Below are 17,887 nucleotides of genomic sequence, written 5' to 3'. Positions count from 1 at the left end.
CTGGGAATTCCCCTACTCGTCCCAATGCAAGGCTGCGGGAGCTTAACCCCACAACCTGCCCAAGCTCAAACCATTGCTGCCCACAAATGGTACGAGCGAGAAATCATCCAAGGCCCACAGCGAGAGAGGTGCATTGCAATTGTGACAAAAGCAAGAAACCCTCTCGCAGTGCAGCACATCTTCGCGCGTGTTTGACGCGAAACCAGCGAGCTTCGCGGTGACGAATACGGAATGAATCGTTACTGTCATCTTCATGAGTACCGCCACGACCGACACGCCCAGATCCGGGACAAAATTTGAAACGAAGTTCGATGCGGAAGCCTTCGCGATGAATGTCGCCCGGGCCATGGAGAGCGGCGGCAAGGCGCTCGCCGCGTATCTGAAGCCGCGCGAAACCGGCGAGGTGCAGGACCGTCCGCCGGCCGAGCTCACTGAGGTCGTCAAGACCTTCACGTCGGTCGCCGAATACTGGCTGTCGGACCAGTCGCGTGCGTCCGACCTCCAGACCAAGCTCGCCAAGGACTATCTCGATCTCTGGGGCTCGGCGGCACGGCGGATGGCCGGCCAGGAGGCTCAGCCCGCAATCGCGCCCTCGCCGCGCGACAAGCGCTTTGCCGATCCGGAATGGAAGTCGAACCAGTTCTTCGATTTCATGATGCAGCTCTATCTGCTCACCACCAAATGGGCGCAGGAGCTGGTGCACGATGCCGAGGGGCTCGATCCGCAGACGCGGCGCAAGGCCGAGTTCTACATGCAGCAAGCCACCAACGCGATCTCGCCGTCGAACTTCGTGCTGACCAATCCGGAGGTGCTGCGCGAAACGGTTGCAAGCAGCGGCGAGAACCTCGCGCGCGGCCTGACGATGCTGGCCGAGGACATCGCCGCCGGCAAGGGCATGCTGAAGATCCGCCAGTCCAATCCCGACAACCTCGTCGTCGGCGTCAACATGGCGACGACGCCGGGCAAGGTGATCTACCAGAACGAGATGATGCAGCTGATCCAGTATGCTCCGACCACGGAGAGGGTGCTGCGCACGCCGCTCTTGATCGTGCCGCCCTGGATCAACAAGTTCTACATTCTCGATCTCAAGCCGGAGAAGTCCTACATCAAGTGGTGCGTCGACCAGGGCATCACCGTATTCGTGATCTCATGGGTCAATCCCGACAAGCGGCTCGGTGCCAAGAGCTGGGAAGACTACATGAAAGAGGGCGTCCTCACGGCGATGGACGTGATCGAGAAGGTCACCGGCGAGATGAAGGTGCACACCGCCGGCTATTGCGTCGGCGGCACGATGCTCGCGACCACGCTGGCCTGGCTCGCCGAGAAGCGACGCCAGCGCGTGACCTCTGCGACGTTCTTTGCCGCCCAGGTTGACTTCACCCATGCCGGCGATCTCCTGGTGTTCGTCGACGAGGAGCAGATCGCAGCCCTCGAGCAGGACATGAAGGCGTCCGGCGTGCTCGAAGGCTCCAAGATGGCGATGGCCTTCAACATGCTGCGCTCGAACGACCTGATCTGGTCCTACGTGGTCAGCAACTACCTCAAGGGCCAGCAACCGAGCGCGTTCGACCTGCTGCACTGGAATTCCGACGCGACGCGGATGACCCAGGCGAACCATTCCTATTATTTGCGCAACTGCTATCTGGAGAACCGGCTGTCGACCGGCACCATGGTGCTCGACAACACGCTGCTCGACCTCTCCAAGGTCATGGTGCCCGTCTACAACCTCGCCACCCGCGAGGACCACATCGCGCCGGCGGAATCGGTGCTGTACGGCTCTCAGTTCTTTGGCGGGCCCGTGAAATACGTGCTGTCCGGCTCCGGCCACATTGCCGGCGTGGTCAATCCGCCGGCCTCGAACAAATATCAGTACTGGACCAACGACAACATCAAGGACGTCAACGTCGCGCAATGGATGAAGGGCGCGGTGGAGCACAAGGGCTCGTGGTGGCCGGACTGGCGCGAATGGCTGGGCGGGCTCGATCCGGAGGAAGTGCCTGCGCGCAGTGTCGGTACCGAGGCGTTCCCGCCGATCGAGGACGCCCCGGGCAGCTATGTCAGGGTTCGCGCATAGCGCCGCGGCGCGCGCTTTCGTATAAGGTACGACATCGATTTTGGAGGGGACCGGGTTATGACGCGTGAATTGTTCTGGCTGACCTGCACGGTGATCCTGACCGGGATCCTCTGGATTCCCTACACCATCAACCGCTGCCAGGTGCGTGGGCTCGGCGGCGCCATGGCCAACCCGTCGCGCGGCGACAAACCTCAGGCCGAGTGGGCGAACCGGTTGATGTTCGCACATGACAATGCGGTCGAGAACCTCGTGCTGTTCGCCCCGCTGGTGCTGATCCTGAACGCGATCGACTATTCCTCGAATTGGACGGTGCTCGCCTGCGTGGTCTATTTCTGGTCGCGCGTCGCGCATCTGATCGTCTATGCGCTCGGCATTCCGGTGTTCCGCACCCTCGCCTTCACCGTCGGCTTTCTCGCGCAGGCGGTGCTGGCACTGGCGATCTTCAAAGTGGTTTAGAGCACTTTCCACCGTCATTGCGAGCCAACGGGTCCGCGCGAAGCGCGGCCCGATGACAGGCTCCGTGAAGCAATCCAGTCCGTTTCCGGGGGACAGTCTGGATTGCTTCGTCGCTTCGCTCCTCGCAATGACGACGAATGGAGTCCCTACTCCTCCGGCAGGCCCAGCATCAGCCGCATGTTCTGCACGGCTGCGCCTGACGCACCCTTGCCGAGATTGTCCAGACGGGCGACCAGCACTGCCTGGTGATACTTATCGCTGGCGAAGACGTAGAGCTCAAGCCTGTTGGTCTCGTTGAGCGCCTCCGGCTCGAGCTTGCCGCCCTCGCTCTGAAGCGGCATCGCCGCGACGTATTTTGAACCCGCGTAGCGCTTGGCGAGCGCGGCCTGAAGGTCGGCGCCGCTGGGCTTGCCCGGCAGCGCGTCGAGCTGGAGCGGGATCGAGACCAGCATGCCTTGCCGGTAATTGCCGACCGAGGGAATGAAGATCGGCCGCCGCGTCAGGTTCGAATAGAGCTGCAGCTCCGGCAGATGCTTGTGCTCGAAGCCGAGGCCATAGAGCTCGAACGACGGCGCGCTGCCGTCTTCAAAGCTCGCGATCATCGACTTGCCGCCGCCGGAATAGCCGCTCACCGCGTTGATGCTGATGGGATAGTCAGGCGGCAACAGGCCGGCATCGACGATCGGCCGCAGCAGCGCGATGCCGCCGGTCGGATAGCAGCCGGGATTGGAAACCTTCTTCGCGGCCTTGATCTTGCCGGCCTGGTCCGGCGCCAGCTCCGGAAAACCGTAGGCCCAGTCCGGCGCGACCCGGTAGGCGGTCGAGGCGTCCAGCACTTTCGGTCCCGCAGCGCCCATGCTGTCGATCAGCGCGACCGTCTCCTTGGCGGCATCATCAGGCAGGCAGAGGATGACGAGATCCACCTCCGCCATCAGCGCCTTCTTGGCCGCGGGATCCTTGCGCTTGTCGTCGGCGATGGTCTTCACCACGACGTCGTTCTGGAGCTTGAGCCGCTCGTTGATGCCGAGCCCGGTGGTGCCGGAGCCGCCATCGACGAAGACAGTGGCGGGCTTCTTCGCCGCACCGGAGGTCGGGGCTTTCGTGGTCTCAGCGAGGCTGGTTTCGGAAAGGCTCATGGCACGCTCCTTTCGAGCTTGTTCGTGTCGTCTGCAAAAACCTGCGGCCTTGCCTGCCGCATCAACTGTGAAATCTGCTTCGCGTCGGCATCGCCGTCGCCCAGTGCATTCGCGATCGCCGCATAGTCGGCGTCCGATTTGTGCTGGTTGAGCTTGAAGCTGCCTTCGACCTCTTCAACCGTCATGACCAGTCCCACGATCGCCTTCTTCAACGTCTCGAACCGGCCCGCCGTCATCTTCGCCGAAGTCCACGGCGTCTTCGGCAACAGCCAGCTCTCGAACTTGTCGCTGAGCGTGTCGATCTGCACCGCAAGCTCGTCGTCCGACAACAATCTCACCGGGCCGCCCAGATGCACCGACTGGTAGAGCCAGGTCGGCACCTGATCCGGCGAGACGTACCAGTCGGGCGATACATAGGCATCGGGGCCGTTGATCGCGAGCAGCCAGGACGTCGCGCCGTCCGCAAGCTTTACCAGCGGATTGTGACGGGCGACATGAAAGGCGGCCTGCGGCGTGCCGTCGGCGGCGTAGGTCAAATAGAACGGCAGCGGCGACGCGACCGGCTTGTGGCCGTCGAAGGCGCACATGGTGCCGAAGCCGCGTTGGCCTGCGAATTTCAGGCTCGCGGCGCGATCCGGCTTGAAAGAGGGTGGCGTGTACATCGTAGTCTCCTGCTGGGGCTCCTTGGGGGGCCGCCGGATCAGATCGCGCTGACAGGAGAGAGAATGCCGCGGATCAGGTCCAGCGGCAAAGACGATGATCTCAAACGCGATCGACCGCCCAAACCGCAAGAATGCGGCGGCGGCGACGGGCGAACAGAATGGTCGCGGCGTTGATCATGGCGCGGCTATAAGGCCAAATCGGCCTAGCGTCAAGGTTTTGGAATTGGCGTGGCCAGCTGGGCCGCCGCGGCCAGGCCTTCGCTACCATCTGGCCAGGCTGAGATGGCTGAAGAGCGTGCTCCAAAAGGAACCGCCGCGGGTTAGCTCGTGCAAATGCGCGCGCGCCTGCTCGTTTCCGAGATCGGACGCCTTGCTGTACAACTTGATCGCTTGCCCGGTATCCTTCGGCACACCCGTGCCGCTCTCATAGGCCCACCCCAGATTGTATTGGGCCAAGCCATCGTTCTGCTCGGCGGCCTTGCGCAGCAATGATATGCCTTTGGCGAAATCCTGCGGCACGCCTTCGCCCTTGATGTGCAAGAGGGCGAGATATGTCTGCGCGAGCGTCAAGCCCTGATCGGCCGCCTTCGAAAACAGAACGAAGGCCTGAGAGAAGTCCTGCGGAATGCCGCGTCCGTCCCGGTACATCGCCCCAAGGCGGGACTGGCTATAGGCATTCCCCTGCTCCGCCGCCTTGCCATACCATTCGGCGGCCTGCTTCTCATCGCGAGCCGTACCCAGACCCATCTCGTAGACGTACGCAAGGTTTTCCTGGCCGTAGGCATCGCCCTGTTCGGCTGAGAGGCGAAACCATTTGATCGCCTCGGCGGTATTGCGCTTCGTTCCAATTCCGTCCCGATACATTGTTCCGAGATAAGACTGGGCACGTGCGCTGCCGATTTCGGCCAGCGGCTTCAACCGCTCCATCGCGCGTTCAAAATCATGCGCAAGATATGCGCTCATGCCCTCCTTGAAGTCGGCGCTGACGTCGAGGACCGAGGATCCCCCTTTCGGAGTCAGCCCGATCAGCCCGTACTTGAACTCGTCGAGCTTATCGAACCCCTTCTCGATTGCCGGACCGAACTCCGCCGGGCAGACCGGCGCATCGAGCGTCAGGCGAATGAGGGCATTGGAGCGAACGGTTCGGCCCTCGACATCGATGGTTCCGCTCACCTCGATCCGACCGTGGACTGCTCCGTAGCCCGTCCTACCTTCGAACGTCGCCGAATAGGCGACAGGGGCCGGCTTCTCGTAGAAGAAGATGTTTTCTGGAACCGTGAGCGACGCGACCTCCCGGTATTCCATGGGCCGACATATAAAGGGCCGCCCGTTGGTCTGACGGGCGACCAGCCGCAGGAGCGATCGCCTTGGATCAGTTAGAGGAAGCATCCTGACGCGCGTAGGCCGGTCGAGATCGAGGCCTTTGCTGATCTGAAAAGTCGACGTGATGGCGTAGTCATCGGTGAGCTCACGCGGATTTGGATAGCTATAATCGCCGGTGCCGGTCAGACCAGCCTGCTCGATCAGCTTCCCGGCGGCCAGCCGCCGGTCTGCCTCATCCAGTCCTTGTGCGACCACACGCCCCAATTGCGCACCGACGCCAGTGCCAGACAGAATCGACCGCGCGTCGCGTTTTCCGTCGCGACCAAGAACGTAGTCCGTCTCCGCAGCCAGCCGGAAACGCGCCGGGTCGACCATGGGGATTCGCCCCAGCGTGCCCTTGTCGATGTTGAGGACAGGCTTGCCGGCGAGGTCTGGAGGCAGCGAGCCAAAGGCGAAGAGTGATGCGGTCGGATCGAGATATTGGTCGATCTCGGGGACATAGGCGATTGCGTGATCGAAATTCGGCGTGGCGACTTCGGTGAGCGTGTACCTCGCGTCCGAGTTCACTGCGACCAGATTGGCTTCTATGCCTTGGGCGGCAAGCAAAGCCTTGAACAGTGTCGCATGCGCCTTGCAATCACCGTAACGCGCCGCGAGCACGGCCGAAGCGGGTTGCGACGTCCAGCCGCCGTCCTCAAGCCCAATTCCGACGTAGCGGATGTTGCGCGCCACCCAATTGTAGATGCGCTCGATCTTCGCGCGTGAACTGGTAACGTCGCCCACGATCACGCGCGAAAGCCTCGCGATCCTCTCGTCCGGTCGCGCCATGGGCGCGTTGCGGACGTTCAACATGGTCGCGAAAGCGGAATAGTCGGCAAATGTGCTAATTTCGAAACGTTCCGCGTATGTGAGAGTCTCGTCGTCGATCTGGCGGGGTCTGGGCGCGTCGTGCCGGAATCGCACGCGATGGACGATCCGATCGTTCGCTCTCTCTTCGATGTGCTCGACATTGCGCAATGCGATCCGCAGCGGCCTGGATGCCGGTCCGTCGACGATCACCTCGAGCAATTCGGGCGGTTGGCTTGCCGGCTCGCCCCAGACGCGCGCAAACTCGCCTGGAAACCGAGCCTGCTTCGCCTTGTAGACCAGACGCCCGCGGATGCTGTCGCCGGGAGCAACATGCGGAAAAGCGATGATCCTGTCACGAACCTCATCGAAATAGGGCGACGAGGAATCTGTCGATGCCGGTTGATCGCGAACAGCCCGTTCGTCGACCGTAACCACGCTGCCATCTGCCCTGAGAGTGGCAAGCGCCGTGGACGACAGATCGTCGAAATAACTGTTGTACTGAAAACTCTGCTGCGCGATCGCCTCAGCGCCCTTCTCGTCGAGCGCCTTGATCTCGAACTCGAAGACCTCGGTGCGCAGCCCCGCCTCATCGAATGTAAGGGTATAGCGTGCCACCGTTCGCCGCCAACCCGGATCAACCCAACCGGGCTTCGTATCCGCGGCAGGTGCTTCAACGGCATACGATTTCGGGCATGGCGAGGAAAGGAGCAAAACCGCCAGGAAAACCGAACAAACTCGTAGGATCATGTCCCAAGCACCCGCCAGCGAGATCGGCACCTCAACTAGCAGGCGAAAATTACCAGCCGCACACTCGAAAAGAACGCCTTTTAAGTTTCTTCTGCGTCATGGAGCTCAAGCCGTCTCGGGCACGCTCAGATCACCCGCCAAATCCATTCCATGATCTTCGCGATCACATCGCCAAACAGCAGGAGCGCCGCCGACCAGACCAGCGCGGAGACGAAATTGGCGGCCTGAAAGCTCCAGTAAGGCATTTCGAAAATGCCGGCGGCAAGCGGCACGGAAGCGCGCAACGGGCCGAAGAAGCGGCCGATGAAGATGCTGGGCACGCCCCAGCTGCGCACGAAGGCCTCGCCCCTGGGCAGGATTTCCGGATAGCGCGAAAGCGGCCACATCTGGGCGACCTGCTCCTTGTAGCGGAAGCCGAACCAGTAGGAGACCCAGTCGCCGAGGGCAGCACCGATCGCGCCGGCAATCCAGACCGGATAGAAGTTGATGCCGCTCGCCCCGATCAGGGCGCCGATGGCGACCAGCGCTCCCCAGGCGGGGATCAGCAGCGAGATGAAGGCCAGCGATTCCCCGAACGCCAGCAGCAACACGATCGGAGCAGCCCAGGCCTGGTGAAGGCGCACAAAATCGGCCAATGCGTGCGCATACTGCTCCATTCCAGAATAGCCTTCCCGCCCCGCCTCGGGGTCCTGCCAGATGGAAAAGACTGGTAAGCCAAGGGCTTGTGTGACATCAAGTCACAAAAGCCGGCTCCGGCGGGACAGCAGCGTCAAATTGCCGGGACTTGGTTAGCTTGCGGCGTAAAATCGCCGGCATTAGCTCCCACCCACAGCGCCCGGCCGGCGCTGCGGTAACCTTTCGAGACCAGAAGTGGCATAGTCGGCCCAACCGATTCGCCGCTTGCGCGGCCCTCAAAACGCATCAAGATATATGTCCAAGCAGTTGAAAACAAAAAGCAAAGACGATTTGTTCGACACCAACGAACCGAAAACGCGTGCCGCCGCCGCGAAGGCAGCCCCGCGCGCGAGCGGTGGCGAGGCCGATTATACGGCCGCCGACATCGAGGTGCTCGAGGGCCTGGAACCGGTCCGGCGCCGGCCCGGCATGTATATCGGCGGCACCGACGAGAAGGCGCTGCATCACCTGTTCGCCGAAGTCATCGACAACTCGATGGACGAGGCGCTGGCGGGGCACGCGACCTTCATCGGCGTCGAGCTCTCCGCAGACGGCTTCCTCACCGTCACCGACAACGGCCGCGGCATCCCGATCGATCCGCATCCGAAGTTCCCGAAGAAGTCGGCGCTTGAAGTCATCATGTGCACGCTGCATTCGGGCGGCAAGTTCGACAGCAAGGTCTACGAGACCTCGGGCGGTCTGCACGGCGTCGGCATCTCCGTGGTGAACGCCCTCTCCTCGCGGCTCGAGGTCGAGGTCGCGCGCGGCCAGAAGCTGCATCGCATGACGTTCGAGCGCGGCCATCCAAAGGGCAAGCTCGAGGATCTCGGCAAGGTCAACAACCGCCGCGGCACGCGCGTGCGGTTCAAGCCCGACACCGACATCTTCGGCGCCAAGGCCGCGTTCAAGCCGCAGCGCCTGTTCAAGATGACGCGCTCGAAGGCCTATCTGTTCGGCGGCGTCGAGATCCGCTGGAATTGCGCCCCCGAGTTGCTCAAGGGCGTCGAGGATGTTCCGCCGGAAGCGACCTTCCACTTCCCCGGCGGCCTGAAGGACTATCTGGCGGCGGCGATCCATGCCGACACGCTGGTGCATCCAGACATCTTCTCCGGCAAATCGGGGCGCAACGGCGCGCATGGCGCCTGCGAATGGGCGGTGGCCTGGACCGCGGATGCCGACGGCTTCCTCTCCTCCTACACCAACACCGTGCCGACGCCCGATGGCGGTACGCACGAATCCGGCCTGCGCAGCGCGCTGTTGCGCGGCCTGAAAGATCACGCCGAGCGCGTCGGCCAGGGCAAGCGCGCCTCGTCCATCACCTCGGAAGACGTGATGGTGGGCGCCGCCGTGATGCTCTCGGTGTTCGTGCGCGAGCCTGAATTCCAGGGCCAGACCAAGGATCGTCTCGCCACCGCCGAAGCGCAGCGCATCGTCGAACAGGCGATGAAGGATCCGTTCGACCATTGGCTGTCGGGCAATCCGAACATGGCCAACCGGCTGCTCGACTTCGTGATCGACCGCGCCGAGGAGCGGCTGCGCCGCCGCCAGGAAAAGGAAACGGCGCGCAAGACGGCCGGCAAGAAGCTGCGCCTGCCCGGCAAGCTCGCCGACTGCACCGACGCCGGCACCGAAGGTTCCGAGCTCTTCATCGTCGAGGGTGACTCGGCCGGCGGCAGCGCCAAGCAGGCACGCGATCGCAAGACGCAAGCGGTGCTGCCGCTGCGCGGCAAGATCCTCAACGTCGCCTCAGCCGGCAAGGACAAGCTAACGGCGAATGCCCAGCTCTCCGATCTCGTGCAGGCGATCGGTTGCGGCCAGCTGCTGCATTATCGCGAAGAGGATCTGCGCTATCAGCGCATCATCATCATGACCGACGCCGACGTCGACGGCGCACACATTGCTTCGCTGCTGATCACCTTCTTCTACCGTCAGATGCCGAAGCTGATCGATGAAGGGCACCTCTTCCTCGCCGTGCCGCCGCTCTACAAGCTGACGCACGGATCGAAGTCAGTCTATGCGCGCGACGACAAGCACAAGGAAGCGCTGCTCAAGAGCGAGTTCAACGCCAACGCCAAGGTCGAGGTGAACCGCTTCAAAGGCCTGGGCGAGATGATGCCGGCGCAACTCAAGGAGACCACCATGGATCCGAGCAAGCGGACGCTGCTCAAGGTGGTGCTGCTCGCCGACGATCGCGACACCACGGCGGATTCGGTGGAGCGCCTGATGGGTACCAAGGCCGAAGCGCGCTTCGCTTTCATCTCCGACAAGGCCGAGTTCGCGAGCGAAGAGCTGCTCGACGTCTAATGCGGCGATTTCGGCTGAAAAGCCCGGCCCAAGGCCGGGGCTTTTTCATTTGTGGTGGCGTTGCAGCCATTTACTGGCGATTGATCCGCGGGAATCTGCATCGCCTGGAGCGCGCCTCGGCCAACGACTCACAGGTCCAGTCAGCAAGCCAAGGGCTGAGACAGGATTGCCTCCGTTTCGGACAAAGGCGAATTCCTAACGAAAACCCACCCCGGCGAAAGATCCAACGCCTCACTTAATGTATTGAAATTACGTCGCTTTTAGCGGACTCAATGACGGCACCTCAAAACCCGGCTGGCGGGCGTTTTCCGGCGACTGTGCCTGCCCTGCAACAGCATTTCGGCGAGAACCGTCTATAGTTCGGGCATCAGATCACACGGACTTCAGAGCGCTCGCGCCTGCTACGGACCAAGGTTGGGGATTTTACCATGAAGAAGATTGTACTCGCACTGACCGCGGTCGCGGCGATGACCGGTTCGGCTTCGGCGGCTGATCTGGCGGCCCGTCCCTACGTCAAGGCTCCGATGGCGGCTCCGGTTGCCAGCTGGACCGGCTTCTACATCTTCGGTGGTGGCGGCGGCGGCCTCTCGAACTCCGACCAGTCCATCCAGTCGACCGTCGGCGCGGTTCCGCTGACCATCACCCAGCGTCAGGGCGGCTCGGGCTGGTTCGGCACCGTCGGCCTCGGCTACGACTGGCAGTTCAGCGGCACCTGGGTCGCCGGCGTGTTCGCTGACGGTCAGTTCGGCAGCATCCGCTCCACCGTGCAGGATCCGATCCTCGGCATCACCGGCAACCAGAAGCTGGAAGACTCCTGGGCCGCTGGCGTGCGCCTCGGCTGGCTGGTCGCTCCGAACGTTCTCTCCTATGTCAACGGCGGTTACTCTGGCGCCCACTTCGGCAGCACCGGCTTCACGACGCTGGGTGGCGCTCCGACTGGAGTGCACCTCAGCGGCTACAACCGCAACGGCTTCTTCGTCGGCGGCGGCGTCGAGAACAGCCTGAACATCTTCGGCATCTCCTCGCCTGGCTGGTTCATGAAGACCGAGTACCGTTCGGCCTTCTACAACGCCAAGACCCGGGACGAGATCTCCAACGTCACCAACCTGCCGACCGGCGTGGACAGCATCCGCGCCAACAGCTGGAACCAGACGATCTCGACCTCGCTGGTCTACCGCTTCAACTGGACCGGCCCGGTCGTCGCCAAGTACTGAGCTGATAAGCACTGATCTGAACTCAACTTCAGACGTCAAAACCCCGGCATCGCCGGGGCTTTTTCGTTATGGGTTCATCGTGTGACGCAGGCGTAGCCCGCGACCAGTGCGGCCGCAGCCGCGGTGCCCAGATTCATCTTGCGCGCGGACATGCGTCCTCCCCGCAGCCTGCGCCCGCAGCCATTGTATCCGAACCGTAGCTGCGGCTAGTCTTGCGGGAAGTTTTCGCGATCCGCAGCGATCTCTAGTGCCGCAGATCGCGACAGAAGCAGTCCAATGGGGGAGGAATGCATGCGCAGATTTCTGCTTGTAGCAGGCCTGTCTGCCCTCGCTGTCGGGCTGCTCTGGATCGGACAGGGTACGGGTATCGTCGCATGGCCCCGATCGAGCTTCATGGTCAACCAGCTGCAATGGGCCGGCTATGGCGCCGCCATGGCAGGCTTCGGGCTGGTGCTGATCTGGCAAAGCAACCAATAGAAGAAACCAGGACGTGAAAGCATGACATCCAACCGGTTCGATCTCCGCGGCAAAGTCGCGATCGTTACAGGAGGCAATGGCGGCATCGGACTCGGCCTTGCCCACGGGCTCGCCGACGCCGGCGCCGATATTGCCGTGGTCGGACGCAACGAAACCAAGTCGGCTGCGGCCGTTGCCGATCTCAAGGCCCGCGGCGTGAAGGCGATTTCCGTCATCACTGACGTCACCGATAAGGCCGCGGTCGCAGCGATGATCGACCGTGTCGTCAGGGAGCTCGGCCGCATCGACATCCTGATCAACAACGCCGGCATGAGCATCCGCAAGCCGCCGCACGAGCTCGAGCTCGACGAGTGGAACAAGGTGATCGACACCAACCTCACCAGCGCCTTCGTCTGCTCGAAGCTCGCCTATCCGGCGCTGAAGGCGTCGGGCAACGGCAAGGTGATCAACATCGGCTCGATGATGTCGATCTTCGGCGCGAGCTTCGCGACCGCCTATGCGGCAAGCAAGGGCGGCATCGTGCAGTACACGCGCGCCTGCGCCAATGCCTGGGCGCCCGACAACATCCAGGTCAATGCGATCCTGCCGGGCTGGATCGACACCGATCTCACCCGCGGCGCGCGGAAGCAGGTGTCGGGCCTGCACGAGCGCGTGCTGGCGCGCACGCCTGCGGGGCGCTGGGGCGACATCGACGACTTCGCCGGCATCGCCGTGTTCCTCGCCTCGCCCGCCTCGAACTTCGTCACGGGCACTGCGATCCCCGTCGATGGCGGGTTCTCGGTGATGGCGTAAGCCGTCGCCGCTTCGCACGCAAAAAAGAAGCCCCGGTCGAAGCCGGGGCTTTGAATTTGTCGGCAGATTTTTTCTTTGCTGATTGGCCGTTTGTTGCTCAGTAGCGGGCGATGGCCGGCGCGTCGAACTTGTAGCTGGCGCGGACGACGGCCCACTGGATGTCGCGCGGCTTGGCATCGAACGTGTAATTGCCCGAGGTGCCGCCGAGCTGATAGGTCTGGCTGCCGAAGGCCGCGTAATTGTACTCGAGGCCGACGATCCAGTTGCGGGTGATGCCGTATTCCCAGCCGGCGCCCACGGTCCAGCCGTTGGCCCAGTGGGTCTGACCGCCGTTGCCCGTCGCCGGGCCGACCGTGTCGGTCACCGACAGGCGGTTGTTGACGCCAGCATAGCCGCCCTTGATGTAGAACAGGTTGTTCTGAACCGCGAAGCCGGCGCGACCGACGACGGTCGCAAGAACGTTCGCACGCCAGGTGAACACGTCGTCGCCGGCACCGAAGACGGTGTTGACGACCGTGCCCTTGTTGTTGAGGCCGGAGATCGTGCCTTCCATGCCGAACACGTAGTTGTTGGCCTGCCAGTTGTAGCCGATCTGGGCGCCGCCCATGATGCCGGTACCACGCTGACGGTAGCCCTGGCCCGGGGTCAGATCGCCGAACGGCGCACCGACGCCATTGTTGATGAACTGCTCATTGGTCCAGGCGCCACCGATGTGGCCGCCAACATAGAAGCCGGTCCAGTTGAACAGCGGCTCGATATAAGCGGGCGCCTTGGTGTAGGGACGCGCGGCGAGATCGGCGGCGGAAGCGGCGCCGGTCGAAACCAGTGCGGTCGTGCAGGTGAAGGCAGCAATCAATTTGTTACGCATGGTACACCCCGTGTCCTTTGATGGGCGCACGCTCACACGCAGTTCTTACTTAAATTTGAATCAAGAAAGTTAAGGCGGCGGATAGGCGCATCGCGGTCTTTGAATCCGCACGTGCTGTTGCACGAACGCAACGCAAAGCGCGCGATTTAACGCGACATTATCCCTACCGAATCCCTGCGCTACGACGCCGGCGCGCCCTTCGAATGCACATGCTCGGGCCGCACGCCGAGCGCAAGGAAGCGCGCCGGGATGCCCTGAAGCCATGGCAACACGGAGATCAACTGCAGGAGCAGCGGCACCTTGAGCGGCCGATCACCGCCCTTCAGCGCGCCGCTGATGATGTGCTTCTGCACGATCACCTGCATCGCCTGCGTCATCTTCACCGGGAACTCGCGCCGACCCTGCACGGCATCGAGTTCATCCTGCGATGGACAGCCGTGCATCAGCCTGTCCGCGAGCAGGTTGGCGGTCGCGACCGCATCCTGCACGGCAAGATTGACGCCGACGCCACCGACCGGTGACATCGCATGCGCGGCGTCGCCGATGCAGAGCAATCCGGGTCGCGTCCAGCGGCCCAGACGGTTGATCGCGACTGTCAGCAATTTGATGTCGTCAAAGCTCTTCACGTCGGCGATCCCCTGCTTGAGGACTGGCGCCATGCGCACGACGTCGTCGAGCAGGGCCTGCAACCCCTTCGCCTTCACCGCATCATACTGTCCCTTGGCGATGACATAGGCGCATTGCCAGTAATCACCGCGATCGAACGTGACCATCATCTTGCCGGGCTCGATCCGCGCAAAGAGGTTTTCGGTCTCGTCCGGCTTGCGGCCGGCGCGGAACCAGAGCACGTCCATCGGCGCGCCGATCTCCTCGACGCCAAGGCCTGCCCGCTCACGCACCGTCGAATGCCGGCCGTCGCAGGCAATGGTGAGATCCGCCTCGATGTCGACAATGCCGTCGGGCGTCTTGGCGCGCACGCCGGCGATGGTGTCGTCGCGGCGGATCAGGTCGACGGCCTCGGTGCTCATCAGCACCTCGAGCGAGGCGAAGCGTCGGCCCGCCTCGCGCAGGAAATTGAGAAAATCCCACTGCGGCATGAAAGCGATGAACGGGTACTTCGTATTCAGCCGGCTGAGATCGGCGATCCGCACCTTGGTGCCGCCGAACAGACCGTCCATCTTCTGCAGGCGCTGATGCGGCAGCTTGAGGAAGCCGTCGATCAGGCCGAGCTCGTCCATCACCTGAAGCGTCGAGGGATGCACGGTGTCGCCGCGAAAATCGCGAAAGAAATCGGCGTGCTTCTCCAGCACCACGACATCGATGCCGGCGCGCCCCAGAAGGTAGCCGAGCATCATGCCGGCCGGTCCGCCGCCGACGATGCAGCAGCGAACTTTTCGGACGCGTGGTGCAGACCGATCTGACGCGACTATTTCCATGACCCGACCTCACTGCTGCATCGCCCAGCGATTGTAGCGCCGGCGAGCGTCGGGAACATGTTTAATCTGAGAAAGCGCTCAATTGTTGCTGCGGTTCGCCGTGCGGAAGCTTTTGACCTCCGACACGCTGCCGTCGCGGTAGGTCAATTCGACCGACATGAACTGCGTAGCTGGAGGCAGCTTCTCGTAGAGCAGCATGCCGGCTGTGATCGCCGAGGGATCGCGGAGGTCGCAAGGCGGCAGCTTCAGCACCTTGTCCGGCACCGCCGTATCGATTCCGATCCGCACCTCGCGGATCGCGCAGCGGTACGACACCAGATGGGAATAATAGACCAGGAGCCCGTTAAACTGACGAAACGACAGCCAGCTCGTGGCGGTCATGTCGAGGATCTTGCGCTGGTCGCGGATCAGCGCCGCTTCGGGATCGAACTTGATCGGGAACGGGCCCTGCATGTCGCCGGACGCGTCGACGTAACGGACCTCGATGGTGCCGGCCTGCGCATCCGGAGGCAGCTCGATCGACGGGTTCGGCATCCGCTTGCGCGTGCGCGGATCGAGCGCGTCGATGAAGCCGGTCTCGCGGAAATCACCGCTGCCGGCCATGCGCCAGGACACCCCGAGGGTGGGATCGGCGAATGAGAACGTCACGCTCCAGCCGCCATTGTGGCGCGAAAAGCTTGCGATCGGCGCGTTGGTGGTCTCCTCCTTCGGCACGCGCGGCACCGAGACCGGCGGCAGCGCCGCGACCTTCTGCGGCGCCGGATCGGCCGGACGCGCCGCGGCCGCCGCATCCTTCGCCGCGCCGCTGAGGAAGACGTCGTCGACCATCTGGTCGAAATAGACCGGCACCTGCTTGTGCTTGACGGTATCGGCCATCTCGCTGACCAGGCGGCGCGTGTGCTGTGCGACCTGCACGAGGTTCTCGCCGGGCTGCAGCAGCTCCTTGGCGAAGGTGCGCGTGAACACAGAATTGGGGTTGGCATCGTCGTTGGAGAGGCGATCGAGCGCGGTCTGCCGCGGGCCTGCCGAGAACACCGAGAACACGCCTTCGGGCAGCTGCGTCATCGGCGCAAGCCCACCTCCGCCGGCGACCGCGCGCGTGCCGCTACGTTCGAACGGATTGTTGCGGCAGGCGTCGAACACCAGGATCGAGGTGCGCGCCTTCTTGTTCTGGAGGCGCTCGACGACACGATCTGCGAGAATGGAAGCGTCGCGCACCAGCTCTTCCTGGCCTTCAGTCGCCGCCGGCACGTCGGTCGGCAGCAGATAGTTCTGGCCTGCGATCTCGAAACCGTGGCCGGCGTAGAAGAAGAACGCGGTGTCGCCGGGCTCGATCGCCCGGTCGAAGGCGAGCAGCGTCTCGGCGAATTGCTGACGGTTCTGGTTTTCGGCGACCATCACGGTGAAGCCGAGTTGCCTCAGCGTATCGCCCATGGTGCGGGCGTCGTTGACGGCCTTCAGGAGCTTCGGCACGTTCTTGTAGTCGTTGTTGCCGACGACGAGCGCGACACGCTTTTCGGCATGTGCGGCACTGGCGAAACCGCCGAGGCTCGCCGCCAGCCCAAGCGCTGCCAGAATTCTGAAAACCCGACGCATCATCATGCATTCCCGCTGCAGAACGGCTCCCCGTTGGCTCCTTGCGAAACCTTACGCCGTTGATGTGATAGTCGGTCCAGCGGTAACGGCGGTTCAACCGGTCCAACCATGCGGTTCCATGATCCGGCCTATGGCAGATTCCCGTGGAATCTGCTTTTTCTCGGGCGGAATTCCGTTCGAGACGAGGGGCTGCCGTGTTTCGCTGGTGCACCGACGAAGTCGAGCCGCACGATCGCTTCGATTTTTGGCGCGAGGTGCGCGCCAAGGGGCTGTTCGGGGTCACGGCGGAGCTCGAGCGCGAACAGCGCGCCGACTTTTACGGGGAATTCTCGCTGAGCCAGGTCGGCAACGGCGCCCTCGTGGAGCTGAAGGCCTCGTCCTATGCGGTCGAGCGCAGCCAGGCCGATATCGGCTACGCGCCGGGTGACAGCATCTGCGTCTACCAGCAGCTCGGCGGCGGCGGTTGGTTCGGCGGCATGCGCTCCAGCGATTTCGCGATCGCCAATGGCGGCTTTGCCACCAGCCATACCGACCTGCCCTACCGCACCAGGCCGCTGGGCGATTCCGGCTTTCATCTGCGCATTCTGAAGATCCCCGTCAGCGGCCTCGCGACACAGGACAAGCGCACGCGCGAGCTTGCACCCAAGGTCTTCAACGATCCTGCCCTCGCACCCCTGCTCGGTGCCTGCTTTGCTGATCTCGGCGAGGCGGCCGCGAATGAGGGGTCGTCCGGCGCGGTCCCGCTGGTGCAGGCGCTCGGGCATCTGGCACTGATCGAGCGCGGCATCGTCAGGCCGGGCAGCCGGCGCGGACAGGCCGCGCTCCGGACCGCCCGCCTCTCGATGGCGCGGCGCCTGATCGCACGCCATCTGCAGGACCCCGATCTGGCGCCGACGCGGGTGGCCGACCTGCTCGGCGTCTCCGTGCGCCATTTGCACATGCTGTTCGAGGTCGCCGACCGCAGCTTCTCCCAGACCGTGACGGAAGAGCGGTTGAAGCAGAGCCGCCGCTTGTTGCGCGAAGCGCCGGAGCGGTTGATCGCCGACATCGCCAGCGCCTGCGGTTTCGAGAGCCTGGCGACCTATTACCGGGTCTTCAACGCCGCCTATGGCATGGCGCCCGGCGATTTCCGGGCCCAGGCCGCAATAGCGCGTTAACCACTGGGCTGGCCGCCACGGCGAAAAGCCCAACCGCGCCCGCTATTTGGGCAAAAACCTGAGGGTTTTTAGGGCCTTCCCGCGCCTGCTCCATTGACTTTGGCCGATTCCCCCCTATGTT

14 protein-coding genes are annotated in these 17,887 nt (G+C 63.3%); 7 read left to right on the top strand and 7 right to left on the bottom strand.

Annotation, left to right across the window (positions count from 1 at the left end; genetic code table 11):
* The first annotated feature begins 253 nt into the window (after positions 1-253).
* A complete protein-coding gene (locus tag ACP2YP_RS19175; protein ID WP_426425990.1) occupies positions 254-2,074 on the top strand; it encodes a PHA/PHB synthase family protein in 1,821 nt (606 codons plus the stop codon).
* A gap of 57 nt (positions 2,075-2,131) precedes the next feature.
* A complete protein-coding gene (locus ACP2YP_RS19170; RefSeq protein ID WP_426425989.1) occupies positions 2,132-2,530 on the top strand; it encodes an MAPEG family protein in 399 nt (132 codons plus the stop codon).
* 146 nt (positions 2,531-2,676) lie between these two features.
* Here ACP2YP_RS19170 and argC read toward each other — a convergent pair whose 3' ends face one another.
* The 4 genes from argC to ACP2YP_RS19150 form a co-directional block, all read right to left on the bottom strand.
* A complete protein-coding gene (gene argC / locus ACP2YP_RS19165; protein ID WP_426425988.1) occupies positions 2,677-3,666 on the bottom strand; it encodes an N-acetyl-gamma-glutamyl-phosphate reductase in 990 nt (329 codons plus the stop codon).
* Positions 3,663-4,328 (bottom strand): FMN-binding negative transcriptional regulator, encoded by a 666-nt coding sequence (locus ACP2YP_RS19160; protein ID WP_426425987.1) that lies wholly within the window; start codon positions 4,326-4,328, stop codon positions 3,663-3,665. Before ACP2YP_RS19160 ends, argC begins: the two co-directional genes overlap by 4 nt.
* 261 nt (positions 4,329-4,589) lie before the next feature.
* Positions 4,590-7,277, bottom strand: a complete 2,688-nt coding sequence (locus ACP2YP_RS19155; protein WP_426425986.1) for a DUF3857 domain-containing protein — start codon at positions 7,275-7,277, stop codon at positions 4,590-4,592.
* A 95-nt stretch (positions 7,278-7,372) separates the two neighbouring features.
* Positions 7,373-7,903 (bottom strand): DedA family protein, encoded by a 531-nt coding sequence (locus ACP2YP_RS19150; RefSeq protein ID WP_426425984.1) that lies wholly within the window; start codon positions 7,901-7,903, stop codon positions 7,373-7,375.
* Between the two features lie 274 nt (positions 7,904-8,177).
* On the opposite strand from ACP2YP_RS19150, the gene parE reads away from it, so the two are divergent.
* The 4 genes from parE to ACP2YP_RS19130 all read left to right on the top strand — a co-directional run bounded on the left by parE (position 8,178) and on the right by ACP2YP_RS19130 (position 12,709).
* Positions 8,178-10,226 carry a DNA topoisomerase IV subunit B gene (gene parE, locus ACP2YP_RS19145; RefSeq protein ID WP_426425982.1) on the top strand — a complete coding sequence of 683 codons (2,049 nt, stop codon included), beginning with the start codon at positions 8,178-8,180 and terminating at the stop codon, positions 10,224-10,226.
* 428 nt (positions 10,227-10,654) lie between these two features.
* Positions 10,655-11,440, top strand: a complete 786-nt coding sequence (locus ACP2YP_RS19140; protein WP_426425980.1) for an outer membrane protein — start codon at positions 10,655-10,657, stop codon at positions 11,438-11,440.
* Between the two features lie 291 nt (positions 11,441-11,731).
* On the top strand, positions 11,732-11,917 hold the full coding sequence (locus tag ACP2YP_RS19135; protein WP_426425978.1) for a hypothetical protein: 186 nt from the start codon (positions 11,732-11,734) through the stop codon (positions 11,915-11,917).
* Positions 11,918-11,938: 21 nt separating this feature from the next.
* Positions 11,939-12,709 (top strand): SDR family NAD(P)-dependent oxidoreductase, encoded by a 771-nt coding sequence (locus tag ACP2YP_RS19130; protein WP_426425976.1) that lies wholly within the window; start codon positions 11,939-11,941, stop codon positions 12,707-12,709.
* 97 nt (positions 12,710-12,806) lie between these two features.
* Here ACP2YP_RS19130 and ACP2YP_RS19125 read toward each other — a convergent pair whose 3' ends face one another.
* The 3 genes from ACP2YP_RS19125 to ACP2YP_RS19115 all read right to left on the bottom strand — a co-directional run bounded on the left by ACP2YP_RS19125 (position 12,807) and on the right by ACP2YP_RS19115 (position 16,612).
* Entirely contained in the window at positions 12,807-13,577 is a 771-nt protein-coding gene (locus ACP2YP_RS19125) for an outer membrane protein (RefSeq protein ID WP_426425974.1), read from the bottom strand.
* Positions 13,578-13,756: 179 nt separating this feature from the next.
* Entirely contained in the window at positions 13,757-15,013 is a 1,257-nt protein-coding gene (locus ACP2YP_RS19120) for an FAD-dependent oxidoreductase (RefSeq protein ID WP_426425972.1), read from the bottom strand.
* A 78-nt stretch (positions 15,014-15,091) separates the two neighbouring features.
* Positions 15,092-16,612, bottom strand: coding sequence for a caspase family protein (locus ACP2YP_RS19115; RefSeq protein ID WP_426425970.1), 1,521 nt, complete (start codon positions 16,610-16,612; stop codon positions 15,092-15,094).
* A 191-nt stretch (positions 16,613-16,803) separates the two neighbouring features.
* Here ACP2YP_RS19115 and ACP2YP_RS19110 point away from each other — a divergent pair, with 191 nt between their 5' ends.
* Positions 16,804-17,766, top strand: coding sequence for a helix-turn-helix transcriptional regulator (locus tag ACP2YP_RS19110; RefSeq protein ID WP_426425968.1), 963 nt, complete (start codon positions 16,804-16,806; stop codon positions 17,764-17,766).
* Positions 17,767-17,887: the final 121 nt, after the last annotated feature.

The organism is Bradyrhizobium genosp. A (genome assembly GCF_049949275.1).
Lineage (GTDB): Bacteria > Pseudomonadota > Alphaproteobacteria > Rhizobiales > Xanthobacteraceae > Bradyrhizobium.
Note: the sequence above shows the minus strand (reverse complement) of the source record. Positions and strands in the feature narration are given on the sequence as shown.

Excerpts from the sequence above, each read along its gene's own strand:
- ACP2YP_RS19175 (WP_426425990.1), top strand. The coding sequence starts at position 254 with ATGAGTACCGCCACGACCGACACGCCCAGATCCGGGACAAAATTTGAA.
- ACP2YP_RS19130 (WP_426425976.1), top strand. The coding sequence starts at position 11,939 with ATGACATCCAACCGGTTCGATCTCCGCGGCAAAGTCGCGATCGTTACA.
- ACP2YP_RS19135 (WP_426425978.1), top strand. The coding sequence starts at position 11,732 with ATGCGCAGATTTCTGCTTGTAGCAGGCCTGTCTGCCCTCGCTGTCGGG.
- argC (WP_426425988.1), bottom strand. The coding sequence starts at position 3,666 with ATGAGCCTTTCCGAAACCAGCCTCGCTGAGACCACGAAAGCCCCGACC.
- ACP2YP_RS19115 (WP_426425970.1), bottom strand. The coding sequence starts at position 16,612 with ATGATGCGTCGGGTTTTCAGAATTCTGGCAGCGCTTGGGCTGGCGGCG.
- ACP2YP_RS19170 (WP_426425989.1), top strand. The coding sequence starts at position 2,132 with ATGACGCGTGAATTGTTCTGGCTGACCTGCACGGTGATCCTGACCGGG.
- parE (WP_426425982.1), top strand. The coding sequence starts at position 8,178 with ATGTCCAAGCAGTTGAAAACAAAAAGCAAAGACGATTTGTTCGACACC.
- ACP2YP_RS19120 (WP_426425972.1), bottom strand. The coding sequence starts at position 15,013 with ATGGAAATAGTCGCGTCAGATCGGTCTGCACCACGCGTCCGAAAAGTT.
- ACP2YP_RS19125 (WP_426425974.1), bottom strand. The coding sequence starts at position 13,577 with ATGCGTAACAAATTGATTGCTGCCTTCACCTGCACGACCGCACTGGTT.
- ACP2YP_RS19160 (WP_426425987.1), bottom strand. The coding sequence starts at position 4,328 with ATGTACACGCCACCCTCTTTCAAGCCGGATCGCGCCGCGAGCCTGAAA.
- ACP2YP_RS19140 (WP_426425980.1), top strand. The coding sequence starts at position 10,655 with ATGAAGAAGATTGTACTCGCACTGACCGCGGTCGCGGCGATGACCGGT.
- ACP2YP_RS19150 (WP_426425984.1), bottom strand. The coding sequence starts at position 7,903 with ATGGAGCAGTATGCGCACGCATTGGCCGATTTTGTGCGCCTTCACCAG.